This is a genomic window from Corynebacterium sp. 2571A, assembly GCF_055700935.1.
Window position 1 is genome coordinate 349,713 of record NZ_JASTTE010000001.1, and the last position, 24,113, is coordinate 373,825.

Genomic DNA, 24,113 nt, shown 5'->3' on the forward strand with positions numbered 1-24,113 from the left:
AAATTTTCGGCCCGGCGGTGATTTTTCTTTTTGGCGTGTTATCCGGTAAGGTTCCAAAGGTCTCGTCGTATACGTGCGACGAAGAAGTCTGATCCTTAAACTGGCCGCGGCTAGGGTGAGGTTCTGGACGTGCGGCAGGGCCCCGGAAAAGAGCCCTCATTTTTGCATGTTTAGTCCTCTTATCCGGCGGCCGGCCGTAGAAGTCAACAGAAAGACTGAAAATATGCCAACTATTCAACAGCTGGTCCGCAAGGGCCGCCACAGCAAGCGCGGCGAGGTGTCCACCGCTGCGCTGAAGGGCTCCCCGCAGCGTCGTGGCGTGTGCACCCGCGTGTACACCACCACGCCGAAGAAGCCGAACTCGGCACTGCGTAAGGTCGCCCGTGTTCGTCTGACCTCCGGCATCGAGGTTTCCGCCTACATCCCGGGTGAGGGCCACAACCTGCAGGAGCACTCCATGGTGCTGGTGCGCGGTGGTCGTGTGAAGGACCTTCCGGGTGTCCGCTACAAGATCATCCGTGGCGCGCTGGATACCCAGGGCGTCAAGGACCGTAAGCAAGCTCGTTCCCGTTACGGCGCGAAGAAGGGACAGTAATAAAAAATGCGTAAGAATGCTGCTCCGAAGCGTCCGGTTGTAAAGGATCCCGTTTACCAGTCTGAGCAGGTTACTCAGCTGGTCAACAAGGTCCTTAAGGACGGTAAGAAGTCGACCGCAGAGCGTATCGTCTACGGTGCGCTGGAAATGTGCCGCGAGAAGACCGGTACCGAGCCGGTTGACACGCTGGAAAAGGCTCTGGGCAACATCCGCCCGGATCTCGAGGTTCGCTCCCGCCGTGTCGGTGGCGCTACCTACCAGGTGCCGGTGGAGGTCCGCCCGGGCCGCGCCAACACCCTGGCCCTGCGTTGGCTGGTGACGTTTACCCGCCAGCGTCGTGAGAACACCATGATTGAGCGTCTGGCCAATGAGATCCTGGACGCCTCCAATGGTCTGGGTGCTTCCGTGAAGCGTCGCGAAGACACCCACAAGATGGCCGAGGCCAACCGCGCCTTCGCCCACTACCGCTGGTAATTTCCAGCAGACTGCACGCACATGCCCGAGTAACGACAACCTAGTTTCCGCGCCGTCGCACGGCGCCCATAACTTGATAATCGTTGCTCGGGCATTTGTCTAGCAGGCCACTTTGGGTGTTTTAGGCGCCCATGTGCTGCTAAAGCGGCTTATTAGTGGCACAATTGACCGAGAACTATCCATTTAACGACTATGAGTTGGGGTAAAGACTGTGGCACAAGAAGTGCTTAAGGATCTGAAAAAGGTCCGCAACATCGGCATCATGGCCCACATCGATGCTGGTAAGACCACCACGACCGAACGTATCTTGTTCTACACCGGTATTAACCGCAAGGTAGGCGAGACCCACGATGGTGCCTCCACGACTGACTGGATGGAGCAGGAGAAGGAGCGCGGCATCACCATTACCTCCGCCGCCGTCACCTGTTTCTGGGAAGGCAACCAGATCAACATCATCGACACCCCGGGCCACGTGGACTTCACCGTTGAGGTGGAGCGTTCCCTGCGTGTTCTGGACGGTGCCGTCGCCGTCTTCGACGGCAAGGAAGGTGTCGAGCCGCAGTCCGAGCAGGTGTGGCGTCAGGCTGCTAAGTACGACGTTCCGCGTATCTGCTTCGTCAACAAGATGGACAAGCTGGGCGCTGACTTCTACTTCACCGTGCAGACCATCATCGACCGCCTGGGCGCTAAGCCGTTGGTCATGCAGCTGCCGATCGGCGCTGAGGATGACTTCGACGGCGTCGTTGACCTGCTCGAAATGAAGGCCATCACCTGGCGCGGCAAGGTCGAGACCGGTGCTGAGCCGACCATCGAGGAGATCCCGGACGACCTGAAGGACAAGGCCGCCGAGTACCGCGAGAAGCTGGTCGAGGCCGTCGCCGAGTCTGACGAAGAGCTGATGGAAAAGTACTTCGGCGGCGAAGAGCTGACCATCGAGGAGCTCAAGGCCGGCATCCGTAAGCTGACCATCAACTCCGAGATTTACCCGGTCCTGTGCGGTACTGCTTACCGCAACAAGGGTGTCCAGCCGCTGCTGGACGCCGTCGTTGACTACCTGCCGACCCCGATGGACGTCGGCGAGGTGCACGGCCACGCCGTGGGCAACGAGGACGAGGACATGACTCGTAAGCCGTCCAAGGACGAGCCGTTTTCCGGCTTGGCCTTCAAGATTGCTGCCCACCCGTTCTTTGGTCAGCTGACCTTCGTGCGCGTCTACTCCGGTCGCGTGGCCCCGGGCGACGAGGTCATCAACTCCACCAAGGGTAAGAAGGAGCGCATCGGCAAGATCTTCCAGATGCACGCCAACAAGGAAAACCCGGTGGATGAGGCCGTGGCCGGCAACATCTACGCCATTATTGGCCTGAAGGACATCACCACCGGTGACACCCTGTGTGCCAAGGATGCCCCGATCATCCTGGAGTCCATGGACTTCCCGGATCCGGTTATCAAGGTCTCCATTGAGCCGAAGACCAAGGCCGACCAGGAGAAGCTGGGCACCGCCATCCAGAAGCTGGCGGACGAGGACCCGACCTTCACCGTCGAACTGGACGAAGAATCCGGCCAGACCGTCATCGGCGGCATGGGCGAGCTCCACCTGGACGTCCTGGTCGACCGCATGAAGCGCGAGTTCAAGGTCGAGGCCAACATTGGTAACCCGCAGGTCGCTTACCGCGAGACCATTAAGAAGCCGGTGAAGTCCCTGGACTACACCCACAAGAAGCAGACCGGTGGTTCCGGCCAGTTCGCAAAGGTCATCGTCTCCATCGAGCCGTACAACCCGGACCCGGAGACCCTGGAAGAGGGAGAGAACCCGCAGTACCTGTTCGTCAACGAGGTCACCGGTGGCCGTATTCCGAAGGAGTACATCCCGTCCGTCGACGCTGGTATCCAGGACGCTATGCAGTACGGTTACCTGGCAGGCTTCCCGCTGGTCAACATCAAGGCCACCCTGGAAGACGGCGCCTACCACGACGTGGACTCCTCGGAGATGGCCTTCAAGCTGGCCGGCTCCCAGGTCCTGAAGGAAGCCGTCGCCAAGGCGAAGCCGACCCTGCTCGAGCCGCTGATGGCCGTCGAGGTCGTCACCCCGGAGGAGTACATGGGCACCGTCAACGGTGACATCAGCTCCCGCCGTGGCCAGGTCTACGCTATGGAAGACCGCGCCGGCGCCAAGGTGGTCAAGGCCAAGGTCCCGCTGTCCGAGATGTTCGGCTACATCGGCGACCTGCGTTCCTCGACCGCCGGCCGTGCGAACTTCACCATGGTCTTCGACTCCTACGCTGAGGTTCCCTCCAGCGTGGCCCAGGAGATCATCGCTGAGCGCACTGGCAACGCCAACTAGGGGTATCCACCCCGGCTACCACTTGGGGTTTTCTGACCCCAAAATCCTAGGAAGAGAGCGGGTTTGGTATTCTGCGCTAGGGAATGCCAGGCCCTTCCTAGGGGCTAGGTTGGGTCGGTAGCGGTCGGGCTGAGCCTTGTAATCTCGCAGTGTTGACGCCGCGATAGTGCAGGCTGAGCCGGCCGTTACCGCTCACCTAGGATCCGCAAAGATTCTTGTCGAGAGATAACGTCCGCACTAACTTCCGCGGACAGACTTCCCGCAAGGGCGGTTTGAAATATCCGCGGCATAAATCTAGGATCGTGTAACTGGCACGTAAAGAAAGCGTCATAAGCACGCGGTTACAACCCACGTGCCTATGGCAACTGTCAACCACGTGGCTGCGAAGGTCGTAGCCACCATATAGTCCAGGAGGACATACAGTGGCAAAGGAGAAGTTCGAGCGTTCGAAGCCGCACGTTAACATCGGCACCATCGGACACGTCGACCACGGCAAGACCACCACTACCGCAGCGATCACCAAGGTGCTGGCTGACGAGTACCCGGAAGAGAACACCGCTTTCGCTTTCGACATGATCGATAAGGCTCCGGAGGAGAAGGAGCGCGGTATCACCATCAACATCTCCCACGTTGAGTACTCCACCCCGAAGCGCCACTACGCACACGTGGACGCCCCGGGCCACGCCGACTACATCAAGAACATGATTACCGGCGCTGCTCAGATGGACGGTGCTATCCTGGTCGTCGCCGCTACCGACGGCCCGATGCCGCAGACCCGCGAGCACGTTCTGCTGGCTCGCCAGGTTGGCGTTCCGTACATCCTCGTTGCACTGAACAAGTGCGACATGGTCGATGATGAGGAAATCATCGAGCTGGTCGAGATGGAGATCCGCGAGCTGCTGGGCGAGCAGGACTTCGACGAGGAAGCTCCGATCGTTCACATCTCCGCTCTGAAGGCTCTCGAGGGCGACGAGAAGTGGGTTAAGTCCATCGTCGAACTGATGGATGCCTGCGACGAGTCCATCCCGGATCCGGAGCGCGAGACCGACAAGCCGTTCCTGATGCCGATCGAGGACATCTTCACCATTACCGGCCGCGGCACCGTCGTGACCGGCCGTGTTGAGCGTGGCCGTCTCGAGGTCAACGAGGACGTCGAGATCATCGGTATCAAGGAAAAGTCCATGTCCACCACCGTCACCGGTATCGAGATGTTCCGCAAGATGATGGACTACACCGAGGCTGGCGACAACTGTGGTCTGCTGCTGCGTGGTACCAAGCGCGAAGAGGTCGAGCGTGGCCAGGTTGTCATCAAGCCGGGCGCTTACACCCCGCACACCAAGTTCGAGGGTTCCGTCTACGTCCTGAAGAAGGAAGAGGGCGGCCGCCACACCCCGTTCATGGACAACTACCGTCCGCAGTTCTACTTCCGCACCACCGACGTCACCGGCGTCATCAAGCTGCCGGAAGGCACCGAGATGGTTATGCCGGGCGACAACGTTGAGATGAGCGTTGAGCTGATCCAGCCGGTCGCTATGGACGAGGGCCTGCGCTTCGCTATCCGCGAGGGCTCCCGCACCGTCGGCGCTGGCCGCGTTACCAAGGTCATCGAGTAATCGATACCCTTAACGCGCCGCGCTAAGGCGTAATAGATTGAGCCGCTTCCCCTTTCGGGGAGGCGGCTTTTTCGCGTCTTAGGGCTGGCCGCGCCCTGCGCCCAGGGTGGGCGGGGCGGGCGCATTCGCGCGGTGTAATAGAGTTGGACGGGTGCATGATCCAACCCGTATTGAAAAGACCTTGGGCGCGCTCCAGGAGGCCTGGGAGGGCCGGCCGGAGGAGTCCCTGGCCACCATCTTCGCGCAACTGGCCGAGCGGGGGATTGGCTGGGGCACCAGCGACGAGGACCTGGTTTCTGCGTTGGAGGAGATGTCCCGGCAGCGGCCCGCCCTGCTACCTACCGAGGGCGGGGTGGCGCAGGGCTGCTGGCTGGTGGCCACGCAGGCGCCCACCGCGCGCGTGATGGTCTACCCGGAGCGTATAGTCGTGCGCTCCTTCCGGGACTCAGGCGGGCAGGCGCGCGCCCTGCAGCCGGTGGTCTGGGACTATTCCCGCCTGCGCGCCACCGGGCCCGCCCGGCCGCTGGTGGTGGCCGACGCCGAGGGCATAGAGCACCGCCTGGGCGTGTGCGAGTCCCTTAAGCGGGTGGACGACAAGGAGATTGCCAAGGCGCGGGAACTGCTTTCCTCCGCGACGCGGGAGAAGCCCCTGCGGCGCCGGGACGTCGGCGATGTGGTCTGGGTGATAAAGACCGACCAGGGCGAGACGCTGGTGCTAGGCCACGGCCTGCGGGTCTATTCGGCCGGCCGCCGGGACCTGCAGCAGCGAAGCCTCAAATGGGAGAAGATAGAACAATGCCGCCCGGGTGGGCAGATGGTGGTCTGCTTGCCGGGCGGCCAGGTGGCGCGCTTCGGCGCCATCGAGGACGTGCTCGTCGCGGAGTGCTAGGGCCGGGTGACCGGCCCCAGGGGGCCGCGGCTGGCTAGCGCGCCTTCAGCTTGGAGTAGTGGAGCTTGTACGTGGTGTCCACGTCCATCTCCGGGAAGGCCAGGCGGAAGTCGCTCTCGCACTGCTCGATCTCTGCGCGCAGGTCCGCCAGGGGCTTTTCCGCGCTGCTGATGACGGTGTAGGCGATGGTCGGCCGCTTGCGGTCGTAGGTCACGCGCCGGTCGACGGTCTCCACGCCGTCGAGGTTTTCCAGGGCGCTGGCGATGCCCCCGGCAATCGGGTTCATCGACATGGTCACCTGGCCCTCGTCGTTGGAGGCCGAGGAGGTCAGCTTGTTGAAGCGGTGCGGGCGGGAGTTCGCCACGATGATCCACAGGCCCAGGATGAAGGCCACGACGGCGGTGCCGGCCAGGACGTAGACCCACCAGGACTGCTCGCTGAGGCTGCCCCAGACGTCGTGGTTGACCCATTCGGCGGCCTGGTTAGCGAAGCCGACGTCGAAGTGCATCAGGATGGGCCACAGGCCCAGCACGACGAGGACGACGCCCAGCAGGAAAAACAGTAGACGGTCGACGGTAGCTAGTGCTCTAGACATTGGTTTCGACCTCCTGGACCGGCTCGACGGTCACGCTGACACGCGGGGTGGAAGACAGTTCCTGCAGCGCCTGGCTGACGGCCTCTTCCACGCGCGGGGCCAGTGCCGGGTCTTCGGTGTCGCCGTTGACGGTGATCTTGACGTTCTTGTCCGTGGCCTGGGTGCGGGCGGCGGCAACGCCGGGGGCCTGGCGGGCCACCGCACTCGAGCGGCGGGCCACGTCCACGGCGCGCAGCCAGACCGAGGACCGCTCGGACTCGAGGCGCATGTGGGTCTTCCGGCGCGGCTTGAAGGCCACGATGAGGAAGATTAGCCCCACCACGACCGCGGCTACGCCGGCCCAGACCATCCAGGTCTCCAGGTTCTCCCGGGCCACCAGGTCGGTGACCGGGGTGACCCAGGAGCTGGCGTTGGCGTCCGAGGCCACGAGCCAGGTCTCCCGGCCGGCCACGACGGCCAGCGCGAGCAACAACAGGCCTAGGAAGATGGCCCAGCCGCGCGCGGCGGGGGAGGCCTTGGGCTGCTGGCCCAGGCCGACGATTTCCTTGTTACCGGACTTAGCGGACATCGTAGCCCCCCTTCTGCGGTTGCGGGTGGGACGCCTTCCGGCGGGTATGGAACGGGACGATTTCGGGGCTGCGGACGGTCAGCGGAGTGACCTCGATCTGGCGCAGCGGCTCCGGGCGGGGCGCGTAGACGTGCGCCGGCGACGGATTGGCGGGCCGGATCTCGATCCGGCGCAGCGGCTGGCTGGACGCGGTGCGCACCGGCCGCGGCTGGTGTTCAAAGGCCTCGCCGTGGGCGTGCAAGCGTGCCGGGGCAGGCGCCTGCACCGAGCGCGGGGTGACCGGCTCCGGGGTGACCGGGCTGGTAACCCGTGGCTGGCGCGGCTGCGCAATCTGGCGCGGGCGGAACGGGGAGGCGTCCGCAGACACGGAACGCACCTCCGGCTCGCTGCCGGCGTCGATGGAACGCAGGCGGACCGGCTCAGGGGAGTGGATCTCCGCGAGCTTATCGATGCCGCGGACCGTCTCCGGCTGCCACACGAGGTGCGGGTTGACCTGCGGGCTGAACGCCGCGGCGTGCGGGCGGGCGGCAACGCTGGTCGGGGCGATGCGCTCGCCCGGAACCACGGTGCCCACGGAGACGTTGACCCGGGTGGTCTCGTAGTCCGTGTAGGTGCGCGCGGCCTCGGCGATAGCGGCACGGACCTGCTCCGCCACCTGGGTCACGGGCGCGGGCCAGGTCACCGCGATGGAAGCCTCCACCGCCAGGACGCGGCGGTAGGAATCCACCTGGGTGTGCACGCGCGGGAAACCGCGGCCGGCAATACCGGCGAGCTTCGAGTCCACGTCGCAGGTTCCGGGCACGGAACGGATGGCTGCCGTGACCAACTTGTCGAAAGTGCGGATGGAGATATCCGTCGCGCCAGCGTTATCCGCCCCGGCCCCAGTGGGGTTGTTCGGGGTGTCGGTCATTAGCCTTGGCCCTTGTCTTTGCCGATGATGTTGTACCAGATTTCGGAAAGATTGATGCGGCCATCAAAGTGCGCACCGATGACACCGCCGATGGCGCTGAACAGGATCGTAAGCAGCACCAGGGGCAGGTTGCCCAGAATGATGGCGAAGGCCAAAACAACACCGGCAACGATGCCGTAAGTGGTGTAGTTGTTCATAGGTTTACCCTTCGTTGGGAAGTTAAGAAGTCGGGCGGGTCGCTCGTCTACGAGGCCGGGCCGTCAGCCGGTGGGGCAGCGGAAGAATCCGCGCTTGCTACAGCGGAAGCGTTCGCGACGGCATCAGCGATGCGGACATCCACGCGTTGCAGCTCAGGAACGGTCTCCCGGGCCTTATCGCGCACGCGGTCGGCCAAATCGTGGAGATCTGTGGTGCCGGAGAGATCCGCAACCACCTGGATTTCGATCTGGGTGTCGTCGCGCTGGTGCAGTTGGCGGATACCCGGGACGCGCTGGCCCGGGAAATATAGAGAGACTTCCCCGAAGCGTCCGCCGAAGAGCTCGGCGACGCCGGGAAGTCCTTCCAGTGCTGCAGCTAGCCCTTGGGCCTGGTCTGCCTCTAAGAGGAAGCGAGAACGGGGACTGGGCATGAGTTACTACGCCTGGTTGCCAGCGATGGCCTGCTGCTCGTTGTCGTCGTTATCTTCCTCCGGCAGCTTAACGTCGTGGACGATGACGTCGACGCGGTCAACGTTCAGGCCGGTCATGCGCTCCACGGCGTTCATGATGTTGCGGCGGATGGCCTCGGCCAGCTCGTGGATGGCCACGCCGTACTCGGCGATGATGGCGACCTCGACGGAAGCGGTGCCCTCGGAAACCTCGACGGACACGCCCTGGCGGACGTCCTCGGAAGCGCCGAAGGACTCGCGGATGGAGCCCAGCATGCGAGCGCCGCCGCCACCCAGGGCGGAAACGCCGGAGACCTCGCGGGCGGCGATGCCGGAGATCTTGGCAACGACGTCGTCGTCAATGGTGGTGGTGCCGTACTCGGTCTCCAGGTTGGAGTTCACCTTGCGCTGGGAGACCTCCTCGCCGCCAACCTTCTGGGCCGGGGCGTTCTGGGAAGCGGAATCCTGCACCTTGGTCACGTCGGTCTTGGTCTCGTTAGCCGAGTTGTTGTTGGAGTTCTTGCCGGAGTTTGCAGTGTTGTTAGCCACAGCTATTTCCCTTTCAATAATGGGGTTTTATTTACGACCCAAAGTATACGGAGATTTCACGGGCCCGGCTCGTTATTAATGCAGGGATAGACGAATCTTTATGCAAAGGTGATTTTTAGCACTGTTTGGGCAGTGGTTTGGAAAAAGCGAGTCTACGTGCTTTAATACAAGGGTTGCTTTAACACGGCAGCGTGTCCTTTGGGCTGACGGAAAGGCCGCGGTAGGAAACTACGGCGGCGCTTCCAGAAGGAAGAAGGAAGACGCTGACGCTGGTAAGGCGAACATGACGCTTTCGCATAGGGCCTGCTTCGGCAGGTGCTAACGAAGGTCTAAGGATCGGGCTAGGTCCGCGTTTGAGCAGAGACATCCCGAGAATTAGGACCGGAGAAGGGGCATGGCAAATAAACAGCGGCAGTATAGTAAATCGGTTCGGATTGCCACGTGTAATGCGTGAAAACCGTCCTCGAGTAGCTTGAATTGACTTCGGGTCTTGTACCCCGAAAAGAAGTCGGTGCCTGTTTTGCCAGGCCGAGCACTTCTTCGTCGTCATGGCAGTCAAGACAACTGGCGTTGCGCCCAGGCCCCAGGCCCGGACAACGTTATAGAGAAATCGAGAAGCAAGTTTCCACCGCTTCACGCCCCGGAAGAACCGGGTATGTGAAAGTGGGAAAGCGAGAAAGAGGATAAGCGTGGCGGGACAAAAAATCCGCATTCGGCTGAAGGCCTATGACCACGAGGCTATCGACGCTTCTGCTAAGAAGATCGTCGAAACTGTCACCCGCACGGGTGCCCGTGTCGTTGGCCCGGTGCCGCTGCCGACCGAAAAGAACGTATACGCCGTTATTCGTTCTCCACACAAGTACAAGGACTCTCGCGAGCACTTCGAAATGCGCACCCACAAGCGCCTGATCGACATTCTCGACCCGACGCCGAAGACCGTTGACGCCCTGATGCGCATCGATCTTCCGGCAAGTGTCGACGTGAACATTCAGTGATCGACGAATAGAACTTTGGTGGAGAAAAACTAATGAGTGAAAACGAGATCAAGGGCATTCTGGGCCGCAAGCTCGGCATGACCCAGGTCTTCGACGAGGAGAACCGCGTTGTGCCGGTCACCGTCGTCGAGGCTGGGCCGTGCGTTGTCACCCAGATTCGTACCGTAGAAACCGATGGCTACAACGCCATCCAGATCGCCTTCGGCGACATGGATCCCCGCAAGGCTAAGAAGCCGGCCGCTGGCCACTTCAAGAAGGCTGGCGTGACCCCGCGTCGCCACGTGGCCGAGATCCGCATGGACGACACCTCCGCTTACGAGGTCGGCCAGGACGTGACCGTTGACATCTTCGAAGGCGTTGACTTCGTGGATGTCACCGGCACCACCAAGGGCCACGGCTACGCCGGCGCTATGAAGCGCCACGGCTTCGCCGGCCAGGGCGCTGCACACGGTAACCAGGCTGCTCACCGCCGCGTCGGCGGTATCGGCGGCGCTGCTACCCCGGGCCGCGTCTTCAAGGGTAAGCGCATGGCTGGCCGCATGGGCCAGGACCGCGTTACCACGCAAAACCTGAAGGTTCAGAAGATCGATGCCGAGTCCAACCTGCTGCTCATCAAGGGTGCTATCCCGGGTGCGCGCGGCGGACTCGTCACCGTTAAGACCGCAGTGAAGGGCGGTGCACACGCATGAGCAACCTTAAGCTAGACGTCCAGACCGCTGAGGGTAAGACCAACGGCTCCGTGGAGCTGCCGGCTGAAATCTTTGACACCGAGGCATCCATCGCTTTGATGCACCAGGTCGTCACCGCTCAGCTGGCCGGCGCCCGTCAGGGCACCCACGCCACCAAGACCCGCGGCGATGTCCGCGGCGGTGGCCGCAAGCCGTTCCGCCAGAAGGGCACCGGCCGAGCTCGTCAGGGCTCCATCCGCGCCCCGCACTACACTGGCGGCGGCACCGTGCACGGTCCGCAGCCGCGTAACTACGCGCAGCGTACCCCGAAGAAGATGATCAAGGCTGCTCTCTTCGGCGCACTGTCCGACCGTGCTCGCAACGAGCGCATCCACGTCATCGAAGAGCTGGTTCCGGGCCAGAAGCCGTCCACCAAGTCGGCTAAGGCCTTCCTCGAGCGCCTGACCGACCGCAAGAACGTGCTGCTGGTCATCGGCCGCGAGGACCTGAACGCTCGCCGCAGCGCCAACAACCTGGAAAACGTCCACATCCTGGACGCTGGCCAGCTGAACACCTACGACGTCCTGAACGCGGACGACGTTGTGTTCTCCGTTGAGGCTCTGCATACCTTCGTCAACCGTGTCAACGGCGCTGACGAGGCCAAGGAGGTCACCAATGGCTAAGACCGTTAACCCGCGCGATATCATCATCGCCCCGGTCGTCTCTGAAAAGTCCTATGGCCTGATGGAGCAGAACGTCTACACGTTCTTCGTCGCCAAGGACTCCAACAAGACCCAAATCAAAGATGCCGTAGAGCAGATCTTCGGCGTGAAGGTCGACTCCGTCAACACCGTTAACCGCGAGGGCAAGCTGAAGCGCACCCGCACCGGTTTCGGCCGACGCAAGTCCACCAAGCGCGCCTACGTGACGCTCCGTGAGGGCAGCGACTCCATCGACATCTTCGGCGCTGGCGCCTAAGAGGAAAGTCGAGAAGTAAGGAAGAATTATGGCTATTCGTAAGTACAAGCCGACAACTCCGGGTCGCCGCGCATCCTCCGTGTCTAAGTTCGAGGAAATCACTCGTTCTACTCCGGAGAAGTCCCTGCTGCGTCCCCTGAGCAAGACCGGCGGCCGTAACAACTACGGTCGCATCACCACCCGCCACATCGGCGGTGGACACAAGCGCCGTTACCGTCTGATCGACTTCCGTCGTAACGACAAGGACGGCATCCCGGCAAAGGTCGCTCACATCGAGTACGACCCGAACCGCACCGCAAACATCGCTCTGCTCCACTACGTGGACGGCGAGAAGCGCTACATCATCGCACCGAAGGGCCTGAAGCAGGGCACCATGGTCGAGTCTGGCGCCAACGCCGATATCAAGACCGGTAACAACTTGCCGCTGCGCAACATCCCGACCGGTACCATCATCCACGCTGTAGAGCTGAAGCCGGGCGCCGGCGCTAAGCTGGCCCGCTCCGCTGGTGCTTCCATCCAGCTGCTGGGTAAGGAAGGCAAGTACGCAGTCCTGCGTATGCCGTCTTCCGAAATCCGCCGCGTGGACATCCGCTGCCGCGCTACCGTCGGTGAGGTCGGCAACGCCGACCAGATGAACATCCGTTGGGGCAAGGCCGGCCGTCTGCGTTGGAAGGGCGTTCGCCCGACCGTCCGTGGTGTTGTTATGAACCCGGTCGACCACCCGCACGGTGGTGGTGAGGGTAAGACTTCCGGTGGTCGCCACCCGGTTTCCCCGTGGGGCCAGAAGGAAGGCCGTACCCGCAACCCGAACCGTTACTCCAACAACATGATCGTGCGCCGTCGTCGCCCGAACAAGAAGCGCTAAGAGGAGGTAAAAAATGCCACGCAGCCTAAAGAAGGGCCCCTTCGTCGATGAGCACCTCCTCAACAAGGTAGATGCTCAGAACGAGGCAGGCACCAAGCAGGTCATCAAGACCTGGTCCCGCCGTTCGACCATTTTGCCGGACTTCATTGGCCACACCTTCGCCGTCCACGACGGCCGGAAGCACGTGCCGGTGTTTGTCGACGACTCCATGGTCGGCCACAAACTGGGCGAGTTCGCCCCCACCAAGACCTTTAAGGGTCACGTCAAGGATGACAAGAAGGGACGTCGATAAGCGATGAGTGACACCATCACCAACGCCAGCGCTACGGCCCGTTACGTCCGCGTAACCCCGATGAAGGCGCGCCGCGTTATCGACCTGGTACGCGGTAAGTCCGTATCCGAGGCACTGGCTATCCTGAAGTACGCCCCGCAGGGCGCTGCTAAGCCGGTCGCTAAGGTCGTTGCCTCGGCCGCTGCTAACGCTGAGAACAACTTCGGGCTCGACCCGAAGACCCTGGTCATCTCCGAGGCTTACGCCAACGAGGGTCCGACCATGCGTCGTTTCCAGCCGCGCGCCCAGGGCCGCGCATTCATGATCCGTAAGCGCACCAGCCACATCACCGTGGTGGTCGAGAGCCAGCAGGAAGGGGCCAAGTAATGGGCCAGAAAATCCATCCTCACGGCCTACGTTTGGGCATCACTTCCGACTGGAAGACCCACTGGTACGCCGATAAGGACGACTACGCAAAGTACGTAGCCGAAGACATCAAGATCCGCGAGTACCTGTCCACGGGTCTCGAGCGCGCCGGCATCGCCGACGTCGTCATCGAGCGCACCCGTGACCGCGTCCGCGTCGACATTCACACCGCCCGCCCGGGCATCGTGATCGGTCGCCGCGGTGCTGAGGCCGACCGCATCCGCCGTGGGCTGGAAAAGCTCACCGGCAAGATGGTTGCCCTCAACATCCTCGAGGTCAAGCAGGTCGACGCCAACGCCACCCTGGTTGCTCAGTCCATCGCTGAGCAGCTGGTCAACCGCGTTGCTTTCCGTCGCGCTATGCGCAAGGCCATCCAGTCCGCTATGCGCCAGCCGCAGGTCAAGGGCATCAAGGTCCTCTGCTCTGGTCGTCTGGGCGGCGCCGAGATGTCCCGCACCGAGCGCTACCACGAAGGCCGCGTTCCGCTGCACACCCTGCGTGCGGAAATCGACTACGGCACCGCAGAGGCCCACACCACCTTCGGCCGCATCGGCATCAAGGTGTGGATCTACAAGGGTGACGTTGTCGGCGGCGTACGCGAATCCGAACTGAACGCTCCGGCGCAGGGCCGCGGCCGCGACCGTGGTGGTCGTTCCCGCCGTGGCGGCCAGCGCCGTCAGCGCGCACAGCAGAAGCAGGAGGGCTAATCCATGCTGATTCCTAAGCGCGTCAAGTACCGTCGTCAGCACCGCCCGGGTCGGCGCGGTGTCTCCAAGGGCGGTAACCGCATCAACTTCGGTGATTACGCCATCCAGGCTCTCGAGCCGGCTTATATCACCAACCGTCAGATTGAGGCCGCACGTATTGCCATCAACCGCCACGTCAAGCGTGGTGGCAAGGTGTGGATCAACATCTTCCCGGACCGTCCGTTGACCCAGAAGCCGCTCGGCGTTCGTATGGGTTCCGGTAAGGGCCCGGTCGAGAAGTGGGTGGCTAACGTCAAGCCGGGCCGCGTTCTTTTCGAGATGAGCTACCCGAACGAGGCCACCGCTATTGAGGCTCTGCGCCGTGCCGGCCAGAAGCTTCCGTGCAAGGTCCGCATCATCAAGAAGGAGGACCAGTTCTAATGGCTACCGGTACCCCCGCCCACGAGTTCCGCGAGCTCGACAACTCCGAGCTGGAAAACCGCCTGAAGGATGCGAAGGAAGAGCTGTTCAACCTCCGCTTCCAGAAGGCAACTGGCCAGCTGACCAACAACCGCCGCGTCAGCGTTGTAAAGCGCGACATCGCCCGCATTTACACCGTTCTGCGTGAGCGCGAGTTGGGCCTGTCCGTTGCTCCGGGAGCTGAGGCTTAATCATGAGTGAGGCAAACGTGACTGAATCCAAGAAGCAACCGACTCCGAAGAAGGAGAAGGAAAAGGGCGCCCGCAAGGTCCGCACCGGCTACGTGGTTTCTGACAAGATGCAGAAGACTATTGTCGTCGAGCTCGAAGACCGCAAGCAGCACGCCCTGTACGGTAAGATCATGCGCTCGAACTCCAAGGTGAAGGCGCACGACGAAGACGAGATCGCCGGCGTCGGCGACCGCGTCCGCATCGCCGAGACCCGCCCGCTGTCCAAGGACAAGCACTTCCGTCTCGTCGAGATCGTCGAGAAGGCTAAGTAAAACCTAGCCCTTTCGCGATTACGCGATTAAGGCCCGCAGCAACCATGTGGTTGGCTGCGGGCTTTTTGCATGCCCAGCCTCCGCACCAGCGCAAACTGGTCGGCGGCGTGTTGCAGAATGAAAAGATGAGGGATTTGAGTTAAGGGGCCGGCATGTGGTTGAATATTAGGGTTGCTAAAGGCTTGGTCGGCGCGCGGTGCGTTCCGAACCGCAGCCCCGAGACCCCTCGACATGTTCGTTGTAAGGCTTTAGCTCCAATCATGTAAGTAGACCAGGTGTGGCAAGGACGGAAATCTTGTCGCACGTTAATCCAGGTCAGGAGACCCATAGTGATTCAGCAAGAATCGCGCCTGCGCGTCGCCGATAACTCGGGTGCACGAGAGCTGCTCGTCATCCGCCCACTCGGTGGCTCCGTACGTCGCTTCGCTGGCATCGGTGACGTCGTCGTCGCCACTGTCAAGGAAGCCGTGCCAGGCGGAAACGTTAAAGAAGGTGACGTCGTCAAGGCCGTCATCGTCCGTGCCAAGAAGGAAACCCGTCGTCCGGACGGCTCCTACATCCGCTTTGATGAGAACGCTGCTGTCATCCTGAAGGGTGAGAGCGAGCCCCGCGGTACCCGTATCTTCGGGCCGGTTGCTCGTGAGCTGCGTGACAAGCGCTTCATGCGCATCGTTTCTCTCGCCCCGGAGGTGATCTAGTCTTATGAAGATTCATAAGGGAGATATGGTCGTTGTCATCTCGGGCCCGGATAAGGGTGCCCAGGGGAAGGTCATCGAGGCATACCCGAAGCGCGAGAAGGTCCTCGTCGAGGGCGTCAACCGCATCAAGAAGCACGTCGCCAACTCCGCTACCGAGCGCGGTGCTGAGTCCGGCGGAATCGTGACCCAGGAGGCTCCGATCCACGTGTCCAACGTTGCGATCCTGGACTCCGAGGGTAAGCCGACCCGCGTGGGCTACCGTTTCGACGAAAACGGCAAGAAGGTCCGTATCGCGCGTAGCAACGGGAAGGACATCTAAACATGAGCGAGAACTACACCCCGCGCCTGAAGGCGCGCTACCGCGACGAAATCAAGAACACCCTCAACGAGGAGTTCCACTACGACAACGTCATGCAGATTCCGGGCGTGACCAAGGTTGTCGTCAACATGGGCGTCGGCGACGCTGCCCGTGACTCCAAGCTGATCAACGGTGCACTGGAAGACCTGGCCCTGATCACCGGCCAGAAGCCGCAGCTGCGCCGCGCCCGCAAGTCCATCGCAAACTTCAAGCTGCGTGAGGGCATGCCGATCGGCGCCCGCGTCACCCTGCGTGGCGACCGCATGTGGGAGTTCCTGGACCGCCTGCTGACCATCGCGCTGCCGCGTATTCGCGACTTCCGCGGTCTGTCTGATCAGCAGTTCGACGGCCACGGCAACTACACCTTCGGCCTGTCCGAGCAGTCCATGTTCTACGAGATCGACATCGACAAGATCGATCGCCCGCGTGGTATGGACATCACGGTCGTGACCACCGCTACCAACGACGACGAAGGCCGCAAGCTCCTGCGCGAGCTGGGCTTCCCGTTCAAGTAAGGTAGCCAGCCGAGCTCCCAGCCGAACCAAGGCTAGGAACTGGCGTTAAGCAGGACCCCGGCCGGTACTCACACGAAGTACCGGCCGGGGTTCTTGGCTGTCTTTAGTCTTTGTCTACTCTGTTTTTGCTCTTTAGCTGACGCCCCCATTTAACTGCGGCACGGAGCAGTATCCTGTGCGCTCAGTGGTGTATCCGAGGCACGACGTTGCTGAGAGGGCTTCATCGCCGCCTGCTGCGTGTCGGTGGCTGCTTACGGGCGCTGAGCTGGGCATAGAAAAGCTCCCGTAGTCACCGGGTTGGTGGGTACGGGAGCTTTAGCGTTTCGGCTTCGCGCTACTAGGCGAAGAATTTGCGGCGGGCTACGAAGGCGGCGGCGCCAGCCATGGCGACTACGGCTAGGGCGATGAGGCCACGTGCGACGGTGCTGGAGCCGGTCTCAGCGGCCATACCGCGCGGGGCGGTGGCGGTGTCCTGAGCGGCGCCGGCGCCGGCGTAGGCGGCCTCGTCCAGCTTGCCGCCCTGGGCGATGACCTCGTCCTTGTTAGCGGCCAAAAGCTCCTCGGAGGCGGCCTTTTCTTCTGCAGTCGGCTGATCGTTCACGCGGGACTTGTCCTGGGTGTAGGTCTTGCCGTCCTGCATCAGGTACCAGGTCACGCCGCCGATGATGAGGGCTGCCGGCAGGGCCAGCCATGCCAGCTTGGAGTAGTCCTTTTCTTCCTCTGCCTGCTGCTGGTCGTATTCGGCCAGCATGGCATCGGAAGCAGCGCGCATCTCATCGGTGATCGGCTCGTTGACCTTGGCCGGGTCGTCGACGTAGACGCCCTTGTCCTGGGTGGACTGGTACCAGGTGGTGCCCTCTTCCTCGATGGTGGCCGGGTCGGGGATGCCCTCGTTTTCCTCGGGGGTGGCTTCCTCGCCGGCGTCAGCGGAGTCGCCTTCCGAGGTGAAGCCGTTTTCCTCGCGCCACTCGTTCAGGGCGTTGTCGAGCTCGGTGCCGGTCAGTTCGGTGGCGTCCTCACCGAAGCCGGAGACGTACTTGCCCTCGGCGTTCTTGTAGTACTCCGTGCCATTGACACTGAGGGACATCGGGTTTTCCTGAGCCTGAGCGACGACGGTGCCGCCCAGGGTAAGAGCGGCGGCCATGACGCCGGCGGTCAGGGTGCGGGTGAGCTTCTGCATGAGAGGTTCTCCTTGAGAGTGATGGGACTAGGCGCCAATTTCGAATAGGGGATTATGGCGCCATCGAAATTGAGGTTAGCCCCAAACGCCTCGTTTGTCACAACAAGTAACAATTGTCCCATCTGTAACTTTGAATATTGAGGCGTGTTTTTGCCAGGAAAAGGGTAGACATGGCGGCGGGTCCGGGCTCAGGGCGTTGGTAAATCTCCAGCTAGTTGGTGGATCGGACAACCGTCGGTGTCTTCGGGTTGGATCCTTCCTGCTTAAAGGTATTATTTAAGCTTTTGCGTCTTTGCTGGGGGTAGGTTTTGGGGGTATAGACATTTGTGTCCAGGATGTTAAGTAGCGCGCCGACGGTATCCCGCGGGCGTCCGGGCGAGTATGGTGCTGGGCCATGCCGGCAGGTGCGTTATAGCTAGGCCGAAGCGGGCTCCTTGCCCGGGTAGGGCACGGGCTGGACCTCGTCCGGGGAGACGCGGTCCGGGGCATTGCTGCCGTCGTCCGGGCTGACTACGGATTCCAGTTGCCAGCCCACGACCGCGTTGCGGACGGCCGGCTGCCACAGGTTGGCGGGCTGGATGCAGCTGATGGTCAACAGGCGCCCGGGCTGGGGGCCGTCGCCCCACACGGTGGAGTCGTCAGCTAGGCCGTCCTTGTCGGGGTCGTGGAGGTCGGTCGCAGCATAGACCAGCCAGTCGTCGCCGGAGGCCTCGGTGCGCAGATAGAGCTTGTCGCCCACGTCGACGCGGTGTTCGTCGCTGCCGCCGTCGTAGAGGTTGTCGAAGACTCCGGGCACGCCCGCGCCCGTATGGCCGGCGACCACCACGAGGTCCTCGGCGGTGGTGCCGGGCAGGGAGTAGGGGCGGTCATCCGCGGTGTATGTGCACGCGGTGGCCATATTCTCCGGGTCGATCGCGCCGCCTTTGACCCGGCAAGGCTCCGCGTCGAAATCGGCGTGAATGCCAACCGCCGGGACGTACATCTCCTGCGCCGGCGACGGCGCGATATTCGGGGTCTGACCGGCGTGCGCCGACAGCTGTGGGGCCTCGATGATTTCCTCCGGGGTGTCCACGGTGCGCTGGATGGAGAAGATGAGCGCGACCGTAGCTACGACGCCGACTGCAACACGGACCGCGCCGTTGTTGCTCCACGCGCGGAGCAGGGCGGGCCCGGACTTGGTCTGGCCGGTATCGACTGCTTCGGCAGCTGGCGCGGCCGCGGCCACCTCTTGCTGTGGGAAAGTCGAGGGGCGCTGCCGCGGGGGGATTGTCGCGCTCGGGCGGGGGCGGCGGCGTGGGCTCGCGGCTTCCGGGCGCGGGCGGGGTGTGGAGCGGGAATCCGGGCGGGCAGCGTCGCCCCGGGCCTGTAGGGCGGACCAGGCGCTGGTGTGTGGGTGGCTCGGCATCGGGGTGGCTCCGAAAGGGGTAGGGCTGGGAGAGGGAGGGGCCCGCCGGTGGGGCCGGCGGAACGAATATACACAACCATAGTGCCTGGAGTGACTGGAGTTGCAAAAGACACGGTTGGGATGGCCGAAGACTTTGCCGCCTGATTATGCAACTGCTGTATAGAGCCTTAGAATTCTATGCGTACTAGGCCCGCGTGGCCCCTTCCGCGTAACCGCAGTAAAGGAAATCAATGTCGTTGAATGATTCGGCCGCCGCGGCCGTCAATAAGAAAGTGACCCTGCTGGATAAATCCTTCAGCAGGTTCGCGGGCCGCTCCACCCTGGCGGGCGTCTACCTGACCGTGGGCACCGCCTTCGCCGGCGTCGTGGGCAACTCGGTGGAGCAGCTAGCGCCCGGCCTGGGAACCCCGGTCTTCGCCATGCTGTTTGGCCTGGGCCTGTTCGCCATCGTGGTGCTCGGCGCTGACCTGGCCACCGGCAACATGATGTACATGGTCTACGGTGCGGTCAACAAGCAGGTCTCCTGGGGCAAGGGCCTTTGGCTGCTCATCGTGACCACCTTCTTCAACCTGGTGGGCGTGATCCTTTTCGCCGCCGCCATGGGGATGTCGGCGAAGTTCTCCGGCATGGATCCCACCCACCTCATCGTCACCCTGTCCGAGGGCAAGCTGACCAAGTCCCCGCAGGGCATGTTCGTCGAGGCAATCCTGGCTAACTTCGTGGTCAACATGGCCATCGTGGGCGGCATCTTCGCCAAGGAGGTCGTCTCCAAGTTCTTCATGATCGTGCCGATCATCGCCTGCTTCGTGGGCCTGGGCCTCGAGCACGTTATCGCTAACTTCTGCCTCTTCCTGCTCACCGCCTTCGGCTCGGATCCGCTCCCGGCCGCGCTGACCATCGGCAATGTCGCGCTCAACTGGACCCTGGTCTGGCTGGGCAACCTCGTCGGCGGTGGCTTCCTCATCGGTGGCGTCTACGCCTGGCTGAACAACGGCCCCGAGGAATACCGCGACTAGTCCCCGCCGAGGAATAGGAGACTCAGACTTTCTGGTTCCGCGAGTCTCCGAATTTCGGGAAGTTCCCGCATGCGTGGAACTAGGCCCGCCGGGCATATACCCGGCGGGCTTTAGTGATCTGCAGTTGGCGATCTAGCGCTAGCAATCTGGTGGTGGGTTCGGAGCTAGACCCGCGAGCGGTCCAGCTGGCCGGAGTACAGGTTGAAGCGGTTGCCGCGGGCGAAGCCGACGAGTGCCATTCCGGCCTCGCGGGCGGTCTCGACGGCGAGGGAGGAGGCGGCGGAGACCGCAATCAGCGCGGGGAAGCCGGCCATGGCGGCCTTTTGTACCAGCTCGAACGAGGCACGCGAGCTGACCACGAGCACCAGGTCGTGGGCGGGCAGGCGGCCTTCCAGCAACAGGTGCCCGATGACCTTGTCGGCGGCGTTGTGCCGGCCGATGTCCTCGCGCACGACCACCGGCTCGCCGTCCATGGTGAAGGCGGCCGCGGCGTGGATGCCGCCGGTCTTTTTAAACTGCTTCTGGTGCTCACGCAGGCGGTCCGGGATGTTTGCGATGAGCTGCGGGTCCACGTCCCAGCCGGGGATAGGGTAGGGCAGCTTGTGCTGGAGCTGCTCGATGGAGGAGGTGCCGCAGACCCCGCACGCGGAGGTCGTCAGCCCCAGGCGCAGATCCGATAGCTCGATGACGTTTTGCCGGGCCAGTTCCACGTCTAGCAGGTTGTAGGTGTTTTCCCCGTTGACGGTAGACCCGGCGCAGTAGCGCGCGGTCGTCACGTCGGCGGCAGCCTGGATGTGGCCCTCCGAGTGGAGGAAGCCGTGGGCCAGTTCCACGTCGTGGCCCGGGGTGCGCATGGTGGTCGTAATCGTCTGGCCGTCCACGCGGATCTCCAGCGGTTCCTCGCCCGCGACGGTATCGGCCCGGGTATCGACCTGGGTGAGCTGGCCGTCCTCGTCGAGGCGCACCCGAGTGACGGCAAAGCGAGCGTTAACCCTGTTGGACACTAATCCTCCTGGTCTGGTTTATCTCTGACCTGGTGTTCTCTGGCCTAGGGTCTTACTGACCTGGCTTGCTATGACCTGGCCGGTGCGGCCGGCTTGCTACTGCTCGGCGATCTGGGCGCGCAGCTTTTCGATGTGCTGGCGGGCCTCGTCGGTGTCCTGGGACGCGAGGCCGACTAGGAACGCGGTCAGCGGTGCGGCCGGGCGGGAACGGTTGTGGGCGACGTCGGCGGTCAGGTCGAGCAGCTCCTTGGTCAGGGCGGTGGCATCCGGCTTGTCTAGGCCCAGGTAGCCGGCGGCTTCGACGAGCCAGGCGTGGGCGGACTGCATGGGTTCTTTGTTGTTATCGATCTTCTTCGCATCATCAGACATGGGAACCAGTTTAGGCCCCCGCGCAAAAAGAGGCGTTGGCGCAGGCAGCAAGGTCGGCAGGAGTTTTGTCGCAGCTGTGGGCGTGGGGGCGGGCGGTTGCCAAACGCGGCGGCGGGCGCGGTGCGCGCGGTTGCCGGTTGGGGCGAAGAAGTCGTGAGCAGGAGAAATTTTACAAACGCCCAGCTGGTTGGGTACACTGACCCGTTGGAATAGCGTCCGTCGGGGGTTTTGAACCCCTGACCTGCTTGGCGGGGACCGTAATGGTGCTGCTAAGCCGTGATTTTTGGCGCCTTCCAGGTAAGAATTGAACATCAACTTTGTTGTAGGCCCCTCGCCGATAGAGCGGACCGTGTTTGTATCAAAGGGTGGCGAGCGCCTCGCGGTATTGACCGCGGGGAGCGTGAGTAGCCCGAAATCACACGGAAAACGCGCGTGGTGAGTCCAGTCGAACGGGCAGGCAGTCCCTGCCTGCCGCGCGGCTGGGGTGGGAACCGCAACGAGAAAGGTAACGGTCGTTTAACCATGACCATGACTGATCCTATCGCCGACATGCTGTCGCGCGTGCGCAACGCAAACCATGCGCACCACGACACCGTGTCGATGCCGACCTCCAAGATCAAGGCCAACATCGCTGAGATCTTGAAGCAGGAAGGCTACATCGCTGACTACTCTGTCGAGGACCGCGAGCTGTCCCTCGAGCTTAAGTACAACAACCGTGAGCGCTCCCTGTCCGGTCTGCGCCGCGTGTCTAAGCCGGGTCTGCGTGTGTATGCAAAGTCCACCAACCTGCCGAAGGTCCTTGGCGGCCTGGGCGTGGCCATCATCTCCACGTCCCACGGTCTGCTGACCGATCGTCAGGCTCAGGAGAAGGGCGTAGGCGGAGAAGTTCTCGCCTACGTCTGGTAAGGGAGGTATGACACATGTCTCGAGTCGGTCTAGCACCCATCGCCGTTAAGAGCGGCGTCGAAACCAAGATCAACGGACAGACCATCGAGGTCAAGGGGCCGAAGGGCACCCTGACCGTCGAGGTCCCGGAGCCGATCACCGTCGCCGTGGAGGACAACGAGATCCGCGTCTCCCGCCCGGATGATCACCGCAAGCACCGTGCCCTGCACGGCCTGTCTCGTTCCCTCATCAACAACGCCGTTGTCGGCGTGACCGATGGCTACACCATCAAGATGGAAATCTTCGGTGTCGGCTACCGCGTTCAGCAGAAGGGTTCGAACCTGGAGTTCAACTTGGGCTACTCCCACCCGATCCTCATTGAGGCTCCGGAGGGCATCAGCTTCGCAACTGATGGCGCCACCAAGTTCTCCATCACTGGCATTGACAAGCAAGCTGTCGGACAGATCGCCGCGAACATCCGCCGCCTGCGTAAGGACGATCCTTACAAGGGCAAGGGCATTCGTTACGAAGGCGAGCAGATCCGCCGCAAGGTCGGAAAGACGGGTAAGTAAGCAATGGCAAACACTGAAAACAACAAGCGCACTCCAGTCGGCAAGGACATCTCTAGCCGTCGTCGCGAGGCACGCGCCCGCCGTCACTTCCGTATCCGTAAGACCCTGCGCGGTACCCCGGAGGCACCGCGTCTGGTTCTCCACCGCTCTTCCCGCCACATGCACGTCCAGGTCATCGACGACCTGGCGGGCCACACCTTGGTCTCCGCGTCCACCATGGAAGCGGACATCCGCGCCCTCGAAGGCGACAAGAAGGCTAAGGCTTCCAAGGTGGGTGAGCTGATCGCAGAGCGCGCCAAGGCAGCTGGCATCGAGCAGGTTGTCTTCGACCGCGGTGGTTACAAGTACCACGGTCGCGTCGCAGCTCTGGCTGAGGCCGCACGTGAAGGCGGTCTGAAGTTCTAATGGTCAACGGAAACATCAACGGAAGGAACGCCTAATGTCGGACCGTGAACAGCGTGACGGCGGACGCTCCGCCGAGAACAAGAACAACAACCGCGGTGGCCACAACCGCCGCAACGATCGTCGTAACCAGGACAACGAGCGCGATAAGTACATCGAGCGCGTTGTGACCATCAACCGCGTCTCCAAGACCGTCAAGGGTGGCCGCAACATGTCGTTCACCGCTCTCGTGGTCGTTGGCGACGGCCAGGGCATGGTCGGCGTCGGCTACGGCAAGGCCAAGGAAGTCCCGGCCGCCATCCAGAAGGGTGCCGAGGAAGCTCGCAAGAACTTCTTCCGCGTCCCGATGATCGCCGGCACCATCACCCACCCGGTCGAGGGCCGCGACGCCGCCGGCATCGTCATGATGAAGCCGGCCGCCCCCGGTACCGGTGTCATCGCCGGTGGCGCTGCCCGCCCGGTGCTCGAGTGCGCCGGCGTGCAGGACATCCTGTCGAAGTCCCTGGGCTCCGACAACGCCCTCAACGTCGTCCGCGCTACCGTGGACGGCCTCAAGCAGCTGGTCCGCCCCGAGGAAGTTGCCGCTCGCCGCGGCAAGTCCCTCGAGGAGGTCACCCCGGCCCGTATGCTGCGCCGTCGCGCAGGTCAGGAGGCATAA

General features: G+C 62.7%; 34 protein-coding genes. 24 read left to right on the forward strand and 10 right to left on the reverse strand.

Annotated features, from left to right (window positions below; genetic code table 11):
* The first annotated feature begins 223 nt into the window (after positions 1-223).
* From rpsL to QQS53_RS01750, 5 genes are all read left to right on the forward strand, one after another.
* Entirely contained in the window at positions 224-595 is a 372-nt protein-coding gene (gene rpsL / locus QQS53_RS01730; RefSeq protein ID WP_070768184.1) for a 30S ribosomal protein S12, read from the forward strand.
* A gap of 6 nt (positions 596-601) precedes the next feature.
* Positions 602-1,069, forward strand: coding sequence for a 30S ribosomal protein S7 (rpsG, locus tag QQS53_RS01735; RefSeq protein ID WP_070768185.1), 468 nt, complete (start codon positions 602-604; stop codon positions 1,067-1,069).
* A 211-nt stretch (positions 1,070-1,280) separates the two neighbouring features.
* Positions 1,281-3,410, forward strand: coding sequence for an elongation factor G (gene fusA, locus QQS53_RS01740; RefSeq protein WP_472774246.1), 2,130 nt, complete (start codon positions 1,281-1,283; stop codon positions 3,408-3,410).
* Between the two features lie 422 nt (positions 3,411-3,832).
* Positions 3,833-5,023, forward strand: coding sequence for an elongation factor Tu (tuf, locus tag QQS53_RS01745; protein WP_448871560.1), 1,191 nt, complete (start codon positions 3,833-3,835; stop codon positions 5,021-5,023).
* A gap of 151 nt (positions 5,024-5,174) precedes the next feature.
* Positions 5,175-5,912, forward strand: coding sequence for a hypothetical protein (locus QQS53_RS01750; RefSeq protein WP_472774247.1), 738 nt, complete (start codon positions 5,175-5,177; stop codon positions 5,910-5,912).
* 34 nt (positions 5,913-5,946) lie between these two features.
* Here the strand turns inward: QQS53_RS01750 and amaP are convergent, their stop codons facing one another.
* Genes amaP through QQS53_RS01780 form a run of 6 tightly spaced genes read right to left on the reverse strand, consistent with a single transcriptional unit; the run spans position 5,947 to position 9,102 of the window.
* On the reverse strand, positions 5,947-6,507 hold the full coding sequence (amaP, locus tag QQS53_RS01755) for an alkaline shock response membrane anchor protein AmaP (protein WP_472774248.1): 561 nt from the start codon (positions 6,505-6,507) through the stop codon (positions 5,947-5,949).
* Positions 6,500-7,075, reverse strand: a complete 576-nt coding sequence (locus QQS53_RS01760) for a DUF6286 domain-containing protein (RefSeq protein WP_472774249.1) — start codon at positions 7,073-7,075, stop codon at positions 6,500-6,502. The genes amaP and QQS53_RS01760 overlap by 8 nt, the downstream gene beginning before the upstream one ends.
* Positions 7,065-7,985 carry an Asp23/Gls24 family envelope stress response protein gene (locus tag QQS53_RS01765; RefSeq protein ID WP_472774250.1) on the reverse strand — a complete coding sequence of 307 codons (921 nt, stop codon included), beginning with the start codon at positions 7,983-7,985 and terminating at the stop codon, positions 7,065-7,067. The genes QQS53_RS01760 and QQS53_RS01765 overlap by 11 nt, the downstream gene beginning before the upstream one ends.
* On the reverse strand, positions 7,985-8,182 hold the full coding sequence (locus tag QQS53_RS01770) for a hypothetical protein (RefSeq protein WP_472774251.1): 198 nt from the start codon (positions 8,180-8,182) through the stop codon (positions 7,985-7,987). The genes QQS53_RS01765 and QQS53_RS01770 overlap by 1 nt, the downstream gene beginning before the upstream one ends.
* A 47-nt stretch (positions 8,183-8,229) precedes the next feature.
* Positions 8,230-8,613, reverse strand: coding sequence for a hypothetical protein (locus tag QQS53_RS01775; protein WP_472774252.1), 384 nt, complete (start codon positions 8,611-8,613; stop codon positions 8,230-8,232).
* A gap of 6 nt (positions 8,614-8,619) precedes the next feature.
* Entirely contained in the window at positions 8,620-9,102 is a 483-nt protein-coding gene (locus QQS53_RS01780) for an Asp23/Gls24 family envelope stress response protein (protein ID WP_448871610.1), read from the reverse strand.
* A gap of 767 nt (positions 9,103-9,869) precedes the next feature.
* Here QQS53_RS01780 and rpsJ point away from each other — a divergent pair.
* The 14 genes from rpsJ (at position 9,870) to rplE (ending at position 16,622) form a co-directional block, all read left to right on the forward strand.
* Positions 9,870-10,175 carry a 30S ribosomal protein S10 gene (gene rpsJ, locus QQS53_RS01785; RefSeq protein WP_003848085.1) on the forward strand — a complete coding sequence of 102 codons (306 nt, stop codon included), beginning with the start codon at positions 9,870-9,872 and terminating at the stop codon, positions 10,173-10,175.
* A gap of 32 nt (positions 10,176-10,207) precedes the next feature.
* Positions 10,208-10,864: a 50S ribosomal protein L3 gene (rplC, locus tag QQS53_RS01790; RefSeq protein WP_472774253.1), complete on the forward strand. Its 657-nt coding sequence runs from the start codon at positions 10,208-10,210 to the stop codon at positions 10,862-10,864.
* Complete coding sequence (rplD, locus tag QQS53_RS01795; RefSeq protein ID WP_472774254.1) at positions 10,861-11,526, forward strand: 50S ribosomal protein L4; 666 nt, start codon at positions 10,861-10,863, stop codon at positions 11,524-11,526. The genes rplC and rplD overlap by 4 nt, the downstream gene beginning before the upstream one ends.
* The gene (gene rplW / locus QQS53_RS01800; protein ID WP_070768196.1) at positions 11,519-11,821 is read left to right on the forward strand and encodes a 50S ribosomal protein L23; all 303 of its coding nucleotides are present in this window, start codon (positions 11,519-11,521) and stop codon (positions 11,819-11,821) included. The genes rplD and rplW overlap by 8 nt, the downstream gene beginning before the upstream one ends.
* Before the next feature lie 28 nt (positions 11,822-11,849).
* Positions 11,850-12,686: a 50S ribosomal protein L2 gene (gene rplB, locus QQS53_RS01805; protein ID WP_368520780.1), complete on the forward strand. Its 837-nt coding sequence runs from the start codon at positions 11,850-11,852 to the stop codon at positions 12,684-12,686.
* A 13-nt stretch (positions 12,687-12,699) separates the two neighbouring features.
* The gene (gene rpsS / locus QQS53_RS01810) at positions 12,700-12,978 is read left to right on the forward strand and encodes a 30S ribosomal protein S19 (RefSeq protein ID WP_040084843.1); all 279 of its coding nucleotides are present in this window, start codon (positions 12,700-12,702) and stop codon (positions 12,976-12,978) included.
* Positions 12,979-12,981: 3 nt separating this feature from the next.
* Complete coding sequence (gene rplV / locus QQS53_RS01815; protein WP_070768198.1) at positions 12,982-13,344, forward strand: 50S ribosomal protein L22; 363 nt, start codon at positions 12,982-12,984, stop codon at positions 13,342-13,344.
* Complete coding sequence (gene rpsC, locus QQS53_RS01820) at positions 13,344-14,090, forward strand: 30S ribosomal protein S3 (RefSeq protein WP_070768199.1); 747 nt, start codon at positions 13,344-13,346, stop codon at positions 14,088-14,090. Before rplV ends, rpsC begins: the two co-directional genes overlap by 1 nt.
* Before the next feature lie 3 nt (positions 14,091-14,093).
* Entirely contained in the window at positions 14,094-14,510 is a 417-nt protein-coding gene (gene rplP / locus QQS53_RS01825) for a 50S ribosomal protein L16 (protein WP_290224696.1), read from the forward strand.
* Positions 14,510-14,740 (forward strand): 50S ribosomal protein L29, encoded by a 231-nt coding sequence (gene rpmC / locus QQS53_RS01830; protein WP_070768201.1) that lies wholly within the window; start codon positions 14,510-14,512, stop codon positions 14,738-14,740. Before rplP ends, rpmC begins: the two co-directional genes overlap by 1 nt.
* A gap of 2 nt (positions 14,741-14,742) precedes the next feature.
* The gene (rpsQ, locus tag QQS53_RS01835; protein ID WP_070768202.1) at positions 14,743-15,051 is read left to right on the forward strand and encodes a 30S ribosomal protein S17; all 309 of its coding nucleotides are present in this window, start codon (positions 14,743-14,745) and stop codon (positions 15,049-15,051) included.
* Positions 15,052-15,380: 329 nt separating this feature from the next.
* Positions 15,381-15,749 (forward strand): 50S ribosomal protein L14, encoded by a 369-nt coding sequence (gene rplN, locus QQS53_RS01840; RefSeq protein ID WP_070768203.1) that lies wholly within the window; start codon positions 15,381-15,383, stop codon positions 15,747-15,749.
* Between the two features lie 4 nt (positions 15,750-15,753).
* On the forward strand, positions 15,754-16,068 hold the full coding sequence (gene rplX / locus QQS53_RS01845; protein ID WP_070768204.1) for a 50S ribosomal protein L24: 315 nt from the start codon (positions 15,754-15,756) through the stop codon (positions 16,066-16,068).
* A 2-nt stretch (positions 16,069-16,070) separates the two neighbouring features.
* The gene (gene rplE, locus QQS53_RS01850) at positions 16,071-16,622 is read left to right on the forward strand and encodes a 50S ribosomal protein L5 (protein ID WP_070768205.1); all 552 of its coding nucleotides are present in this window, start codon (positions 16,071-16,073) and stop codon (positions 16,620-16,622) included.
* A 337-nt stretch (positions 16,623-16,959) separates the two neighbouring features.
* On the opposite strand, the gene QQS53_RS01855 is transcribed toward rplE, so the two are convergent.
* Both QQS53_RS01855 and QQS53_RS01860 read right to left on the reverse strand, forming a co-directional pair.
* Positions 16,960-17,802: a hypothetical protein gene (locus QQS53_RS01855; RefSeq protein WP_472774255.1), complete on the reverse strand. Its 843-nt coding sequence runs from the start codon at positions 17,800-17,802 to the stop codon at positions 16,960-16,962.
* 415 nt (positions 17,803-18,217) lie between these two features.
* Positions 18,218-19,207 carry a hypothetical protein gene (locus tag QQS53_RS01860; RefSeq protein WP_472774256.1) on the reverse strand — a complete coding sequence of 330 codons (990 nt, stop codon included), beginning with the start codon at positions 19,205-19,207 and terminating at the stop codon, positions 18,218-18,220.
* 230 nt (positions 19,208-19,437) lie between these two features.
* Here QQS53_RS01860 and QQS53_RS01865 point away from each other — a divergent pair, with 230 nt between their 5' ends.
* Positions 19,438-20,223: a formate/nitrite transporter family protein gene (locus QQS53_RS01865; protein ID WP_472774257.1), complete on the forward strand. Its 786-nt coding sequence runs from the start codon at positions 19,438-19,440 to the stop codon at positions 20,221-20,223.
* Positions 20,224-20,387: 164 nt separating this feature from the next.
* On the opposite strand, the gene fdhD is transcribed toward QQS53_RS01865, so the two are convergent.
* Positions 20,388-21,227 (reverse strand): formate dehydrogenase accessory sulfurtransferase FdhD, encoded by an 840-nt coding sequence (gene fdhD, locus QQS53_RS01870; RefSeq protein WP_472774258.1) that lies wholly within the window; start codon positions 21,225-21,227, stop codon positions 20,388-20,390.
* 96 nt (positions 21,228-21,323) lie between these two features.
* Positions 21,324-21,596, reverse strand: a complete 273-nt coding sequence (locus QQS53_RS01875; protein WP_472774259.1) for a DUF6457 domain-containing protein — start codon at positions 21,594-21,596, stop codon at positions 21,324-21,326.
* A 522-nt stretch (positions 21,597-22,118) separates the two neighbouring features.
* Here QQS53_RS01875 and rpsH point away from each other — a divergent pair.
* The 4 genes from rpsH to rpsE are packed head-to-tail and all read left to right on the forward strand — an operon-like array spanning position 22,119 to position 24,113.
* On the forward strand, positions 22,119-22,502 hold the full coding sequence (gene rpsH, locus QQS53_RS01880) for a 30S ribosomal protein S8 (protein WP_472774260.1): 384 nt from the start codon (positions 22,119-22,121) through the stop codon (positions 22,500-22,502).
* Positions 22,503-22,516: 14 nt separating this feature from the next.
* Positions 22,517-23,053: a 50S ribosomal protein L6 gene (gene rplF, locus QQS53_RS01885; protein WP_448232554.1), complete on the forward strand. Its 537-nt coding sequence runs from the start codon at positions 22,517-22,519 to the stop codon at positions 23,051-23,053.
* Positions 23,054-23,056: 3 nt separating this feature from the next.
* Positions 23,057-23,458 carry a 50S ribosomal protein L18 gene (gene rplR, locus QQS53_RS01890; protein ID WP_070768213.1) on the forward strand — a complete coding sequence of 134 codons (402 nt, stop codon included), beginning with the start codon at positions 23,057-23,059 and terminating at the stop codon, positions 23,456-23,458.
* 34 nt (positions 23,459-23,492) lie between these two features.
* On the forward strand, positions 23,493-24,113 hold the full coding sequence (gene rpsE / locus QQS53_RS01895) for a 30S ribosomal protein S5 (RefSeq protein WP_472774261.1): 621 nt from the start codon (positions 23,493-23,495) through the stop codon (positions 24,111-24,113).

Bases quoted from the DNA above. Each gene is read 5' to 3' on its own strand.
- amaP (WP_472774248.1), bottom strand. From the start codon at position 6,507: ATGTCTAGAGCACTAGCTACCGTCGACCGTCTACTGTTTTTCCTGCTG.
- rplB (WP_368520780.1), top strand. From the start codon at position 11,850: ATGGCTATTCGTAAGTACAAGCCGACAACTCCGGGTCGCCGCGCATCC.
- rplX (WP_070768204.1), top strand. From the start codon at position 15,754: ATGAAGATTCATAAGGGAGATATGGTCGTTGTCATCTCGGGCCCGGAT.
- QQS53_RS01765 (WP_472774250.1), bottom strand. From the start codon at position 7,985: ATGACCGACACCCCGAACAACCCCACTGGGGCCGGGGCGGATAACGCT.
- QQS53_RS01855 (WP_472774255.1), bottom strand. From the start codon at position 17,802: ATGCAGAAGCTCACCCGCACCCTGACCGCCGGCGTCATGGCCGCCGCT.
- rpsS (WP_040084843.1), top strand. From the start codon at position 12,700: ATGCCACGCAGCCTAAAGAAGGGCCCCTTCGTCGATGAGCACCTCCTC.
- rpsQ (WP_070768202.1), top strand. From the start codon at position 14,743: ATGAGTGAGGCAAACGTGACTGAATCCAAGAAGCAACCGACTCCGAAG.
- rplC (WP_472774253.1), top strand. From the start codon at position 10,208: ATGAGTGAAAACGAGATCAAGGGCATTCTGGGCCGCAAGCTCGGCATG.
- rplV (WP_070768198.1), top strand. From the start codon at position 12,982: ATGAGTGACACCATCACCAACGCCAGCGCTACGGCCCGTTACGTCCGC.
- rpsL (WP_070768184.1), top strand. From the start codon at position 224: ATGCCAACTATTCAACAGCTGGTCCGCAAGGGCCGCCACAGCAAGCGC.
- QQS53_RS01760 (WP_472774249.1), bottom strand. From the start codon at position 7,075: ATGTCCGCTAAGTCCGGTAACAAGGAAATCGTCGGCCTGGGCCAGCAG.
- rplE (WP_070768205.1), top strand. From the start codon at position 16,071: ATGAGCGAGAACTACACCCCGCGCCTGAAGGCGCGCTACCGCGACGAA.
- QQS53_RS01770 (WP_472774251.1), bottom strand. From the start codon at position 8,182: ATGAACAACTACACCACTTACGGCATCGTTGCCGGTGTTGTTTTGGCC.
- QQS53_RS01865 (WP_472774257.1), top strand. From the start codon at position 19,438: ATGTCGTTGAATGATTCGGCCGCCGCGGCCGTCAATAAGAAAGTGACC.
- rplR (WP_070768213.1), top strand. From the start codon at position 23,057: ATGGCAAACACTGAAAACAACAAGCGCACTCCAGTCGGCAAGGACATC.
- rplF (WP_448232554.1), top strand. From the start codon at position 22,517: ATGTCTCGAGTCGGTCTAGCACCCATCGCCGTTAAGAGCGGCGTCGAA.
- QQS53_RS01875 (WP_472774259.1), bottom strand. From the start codon at position 21,596: ATGTCTGATGATGCGAAGAAGATCGATAACAACAAAGAACCCATGCAG.
- QQS53_RS01860 (WP_472774256.1), bottom strand. From the start codon at position 19,207: ATGCCGAGCCACCCACACACCAGCGCCTGGTCCGCCCTACAGGCCCGG.
- rplD (WP_472774254.1), top strand. From the start codon at position 10,861: ATGAGCAACCTTAAGCTAGACGTCCAGACCGCTGAGGGTAAGACCAAC.
- rpmC (WP_070768201.1), top strand. From the start codon at position 14,510: ATGGCTACCGGTACCCCCGCCCACGAGTTCCGCGAGCTCGACAACTCC.
- rplP (WP_290224696.1), top strand. From the start codon at position 14,094: ATGCTGATTCCTAAGCGCGTCAAGTACCGTCGTCAGCACCGCCCGGGT.
- rpsC (WP_070768199.1), top strand. From the start codon at position 13,344: ATGGGCCAGAAAATCCATCCTCACGGCCTACGTTTGGGCATCACTTCC.
- rpsG (WP_070768185.1), top strand. From the start codon at position 602: ATGCGTAAGAATGCTGCTCCGAAGCGTCCGGTTGTAAAGGATCCCGTT.
- rplW (WP_070768196.1), top strand. From the start codon at position 11,519: ATGGCTAAGACCGTTAACCCGCGCGATATCATCATCGCCCCGGTCGTC.
- rpsH (WP_472774260.1), top strand. From the start codon at position 22,119: ATGACCATGACTGATCCTATCGCCGACATGCTGTCGCGCGTGCGCAAC.
- QQS53_RS01775 (WP_472774252.1), bottom strand. From the start codon at position 8,613: ATGCCCAGTCCCCGTTCTCGCTTCCTCTTAGAGGCAGACCAGGCCCAA.
- rpsE (WP_472774261.1), top strand. From the start codon at position 23,493: ATGTCGGACCGTGAACAGCGTGACGGCGGACGCTCCGCCGAGAACAAG.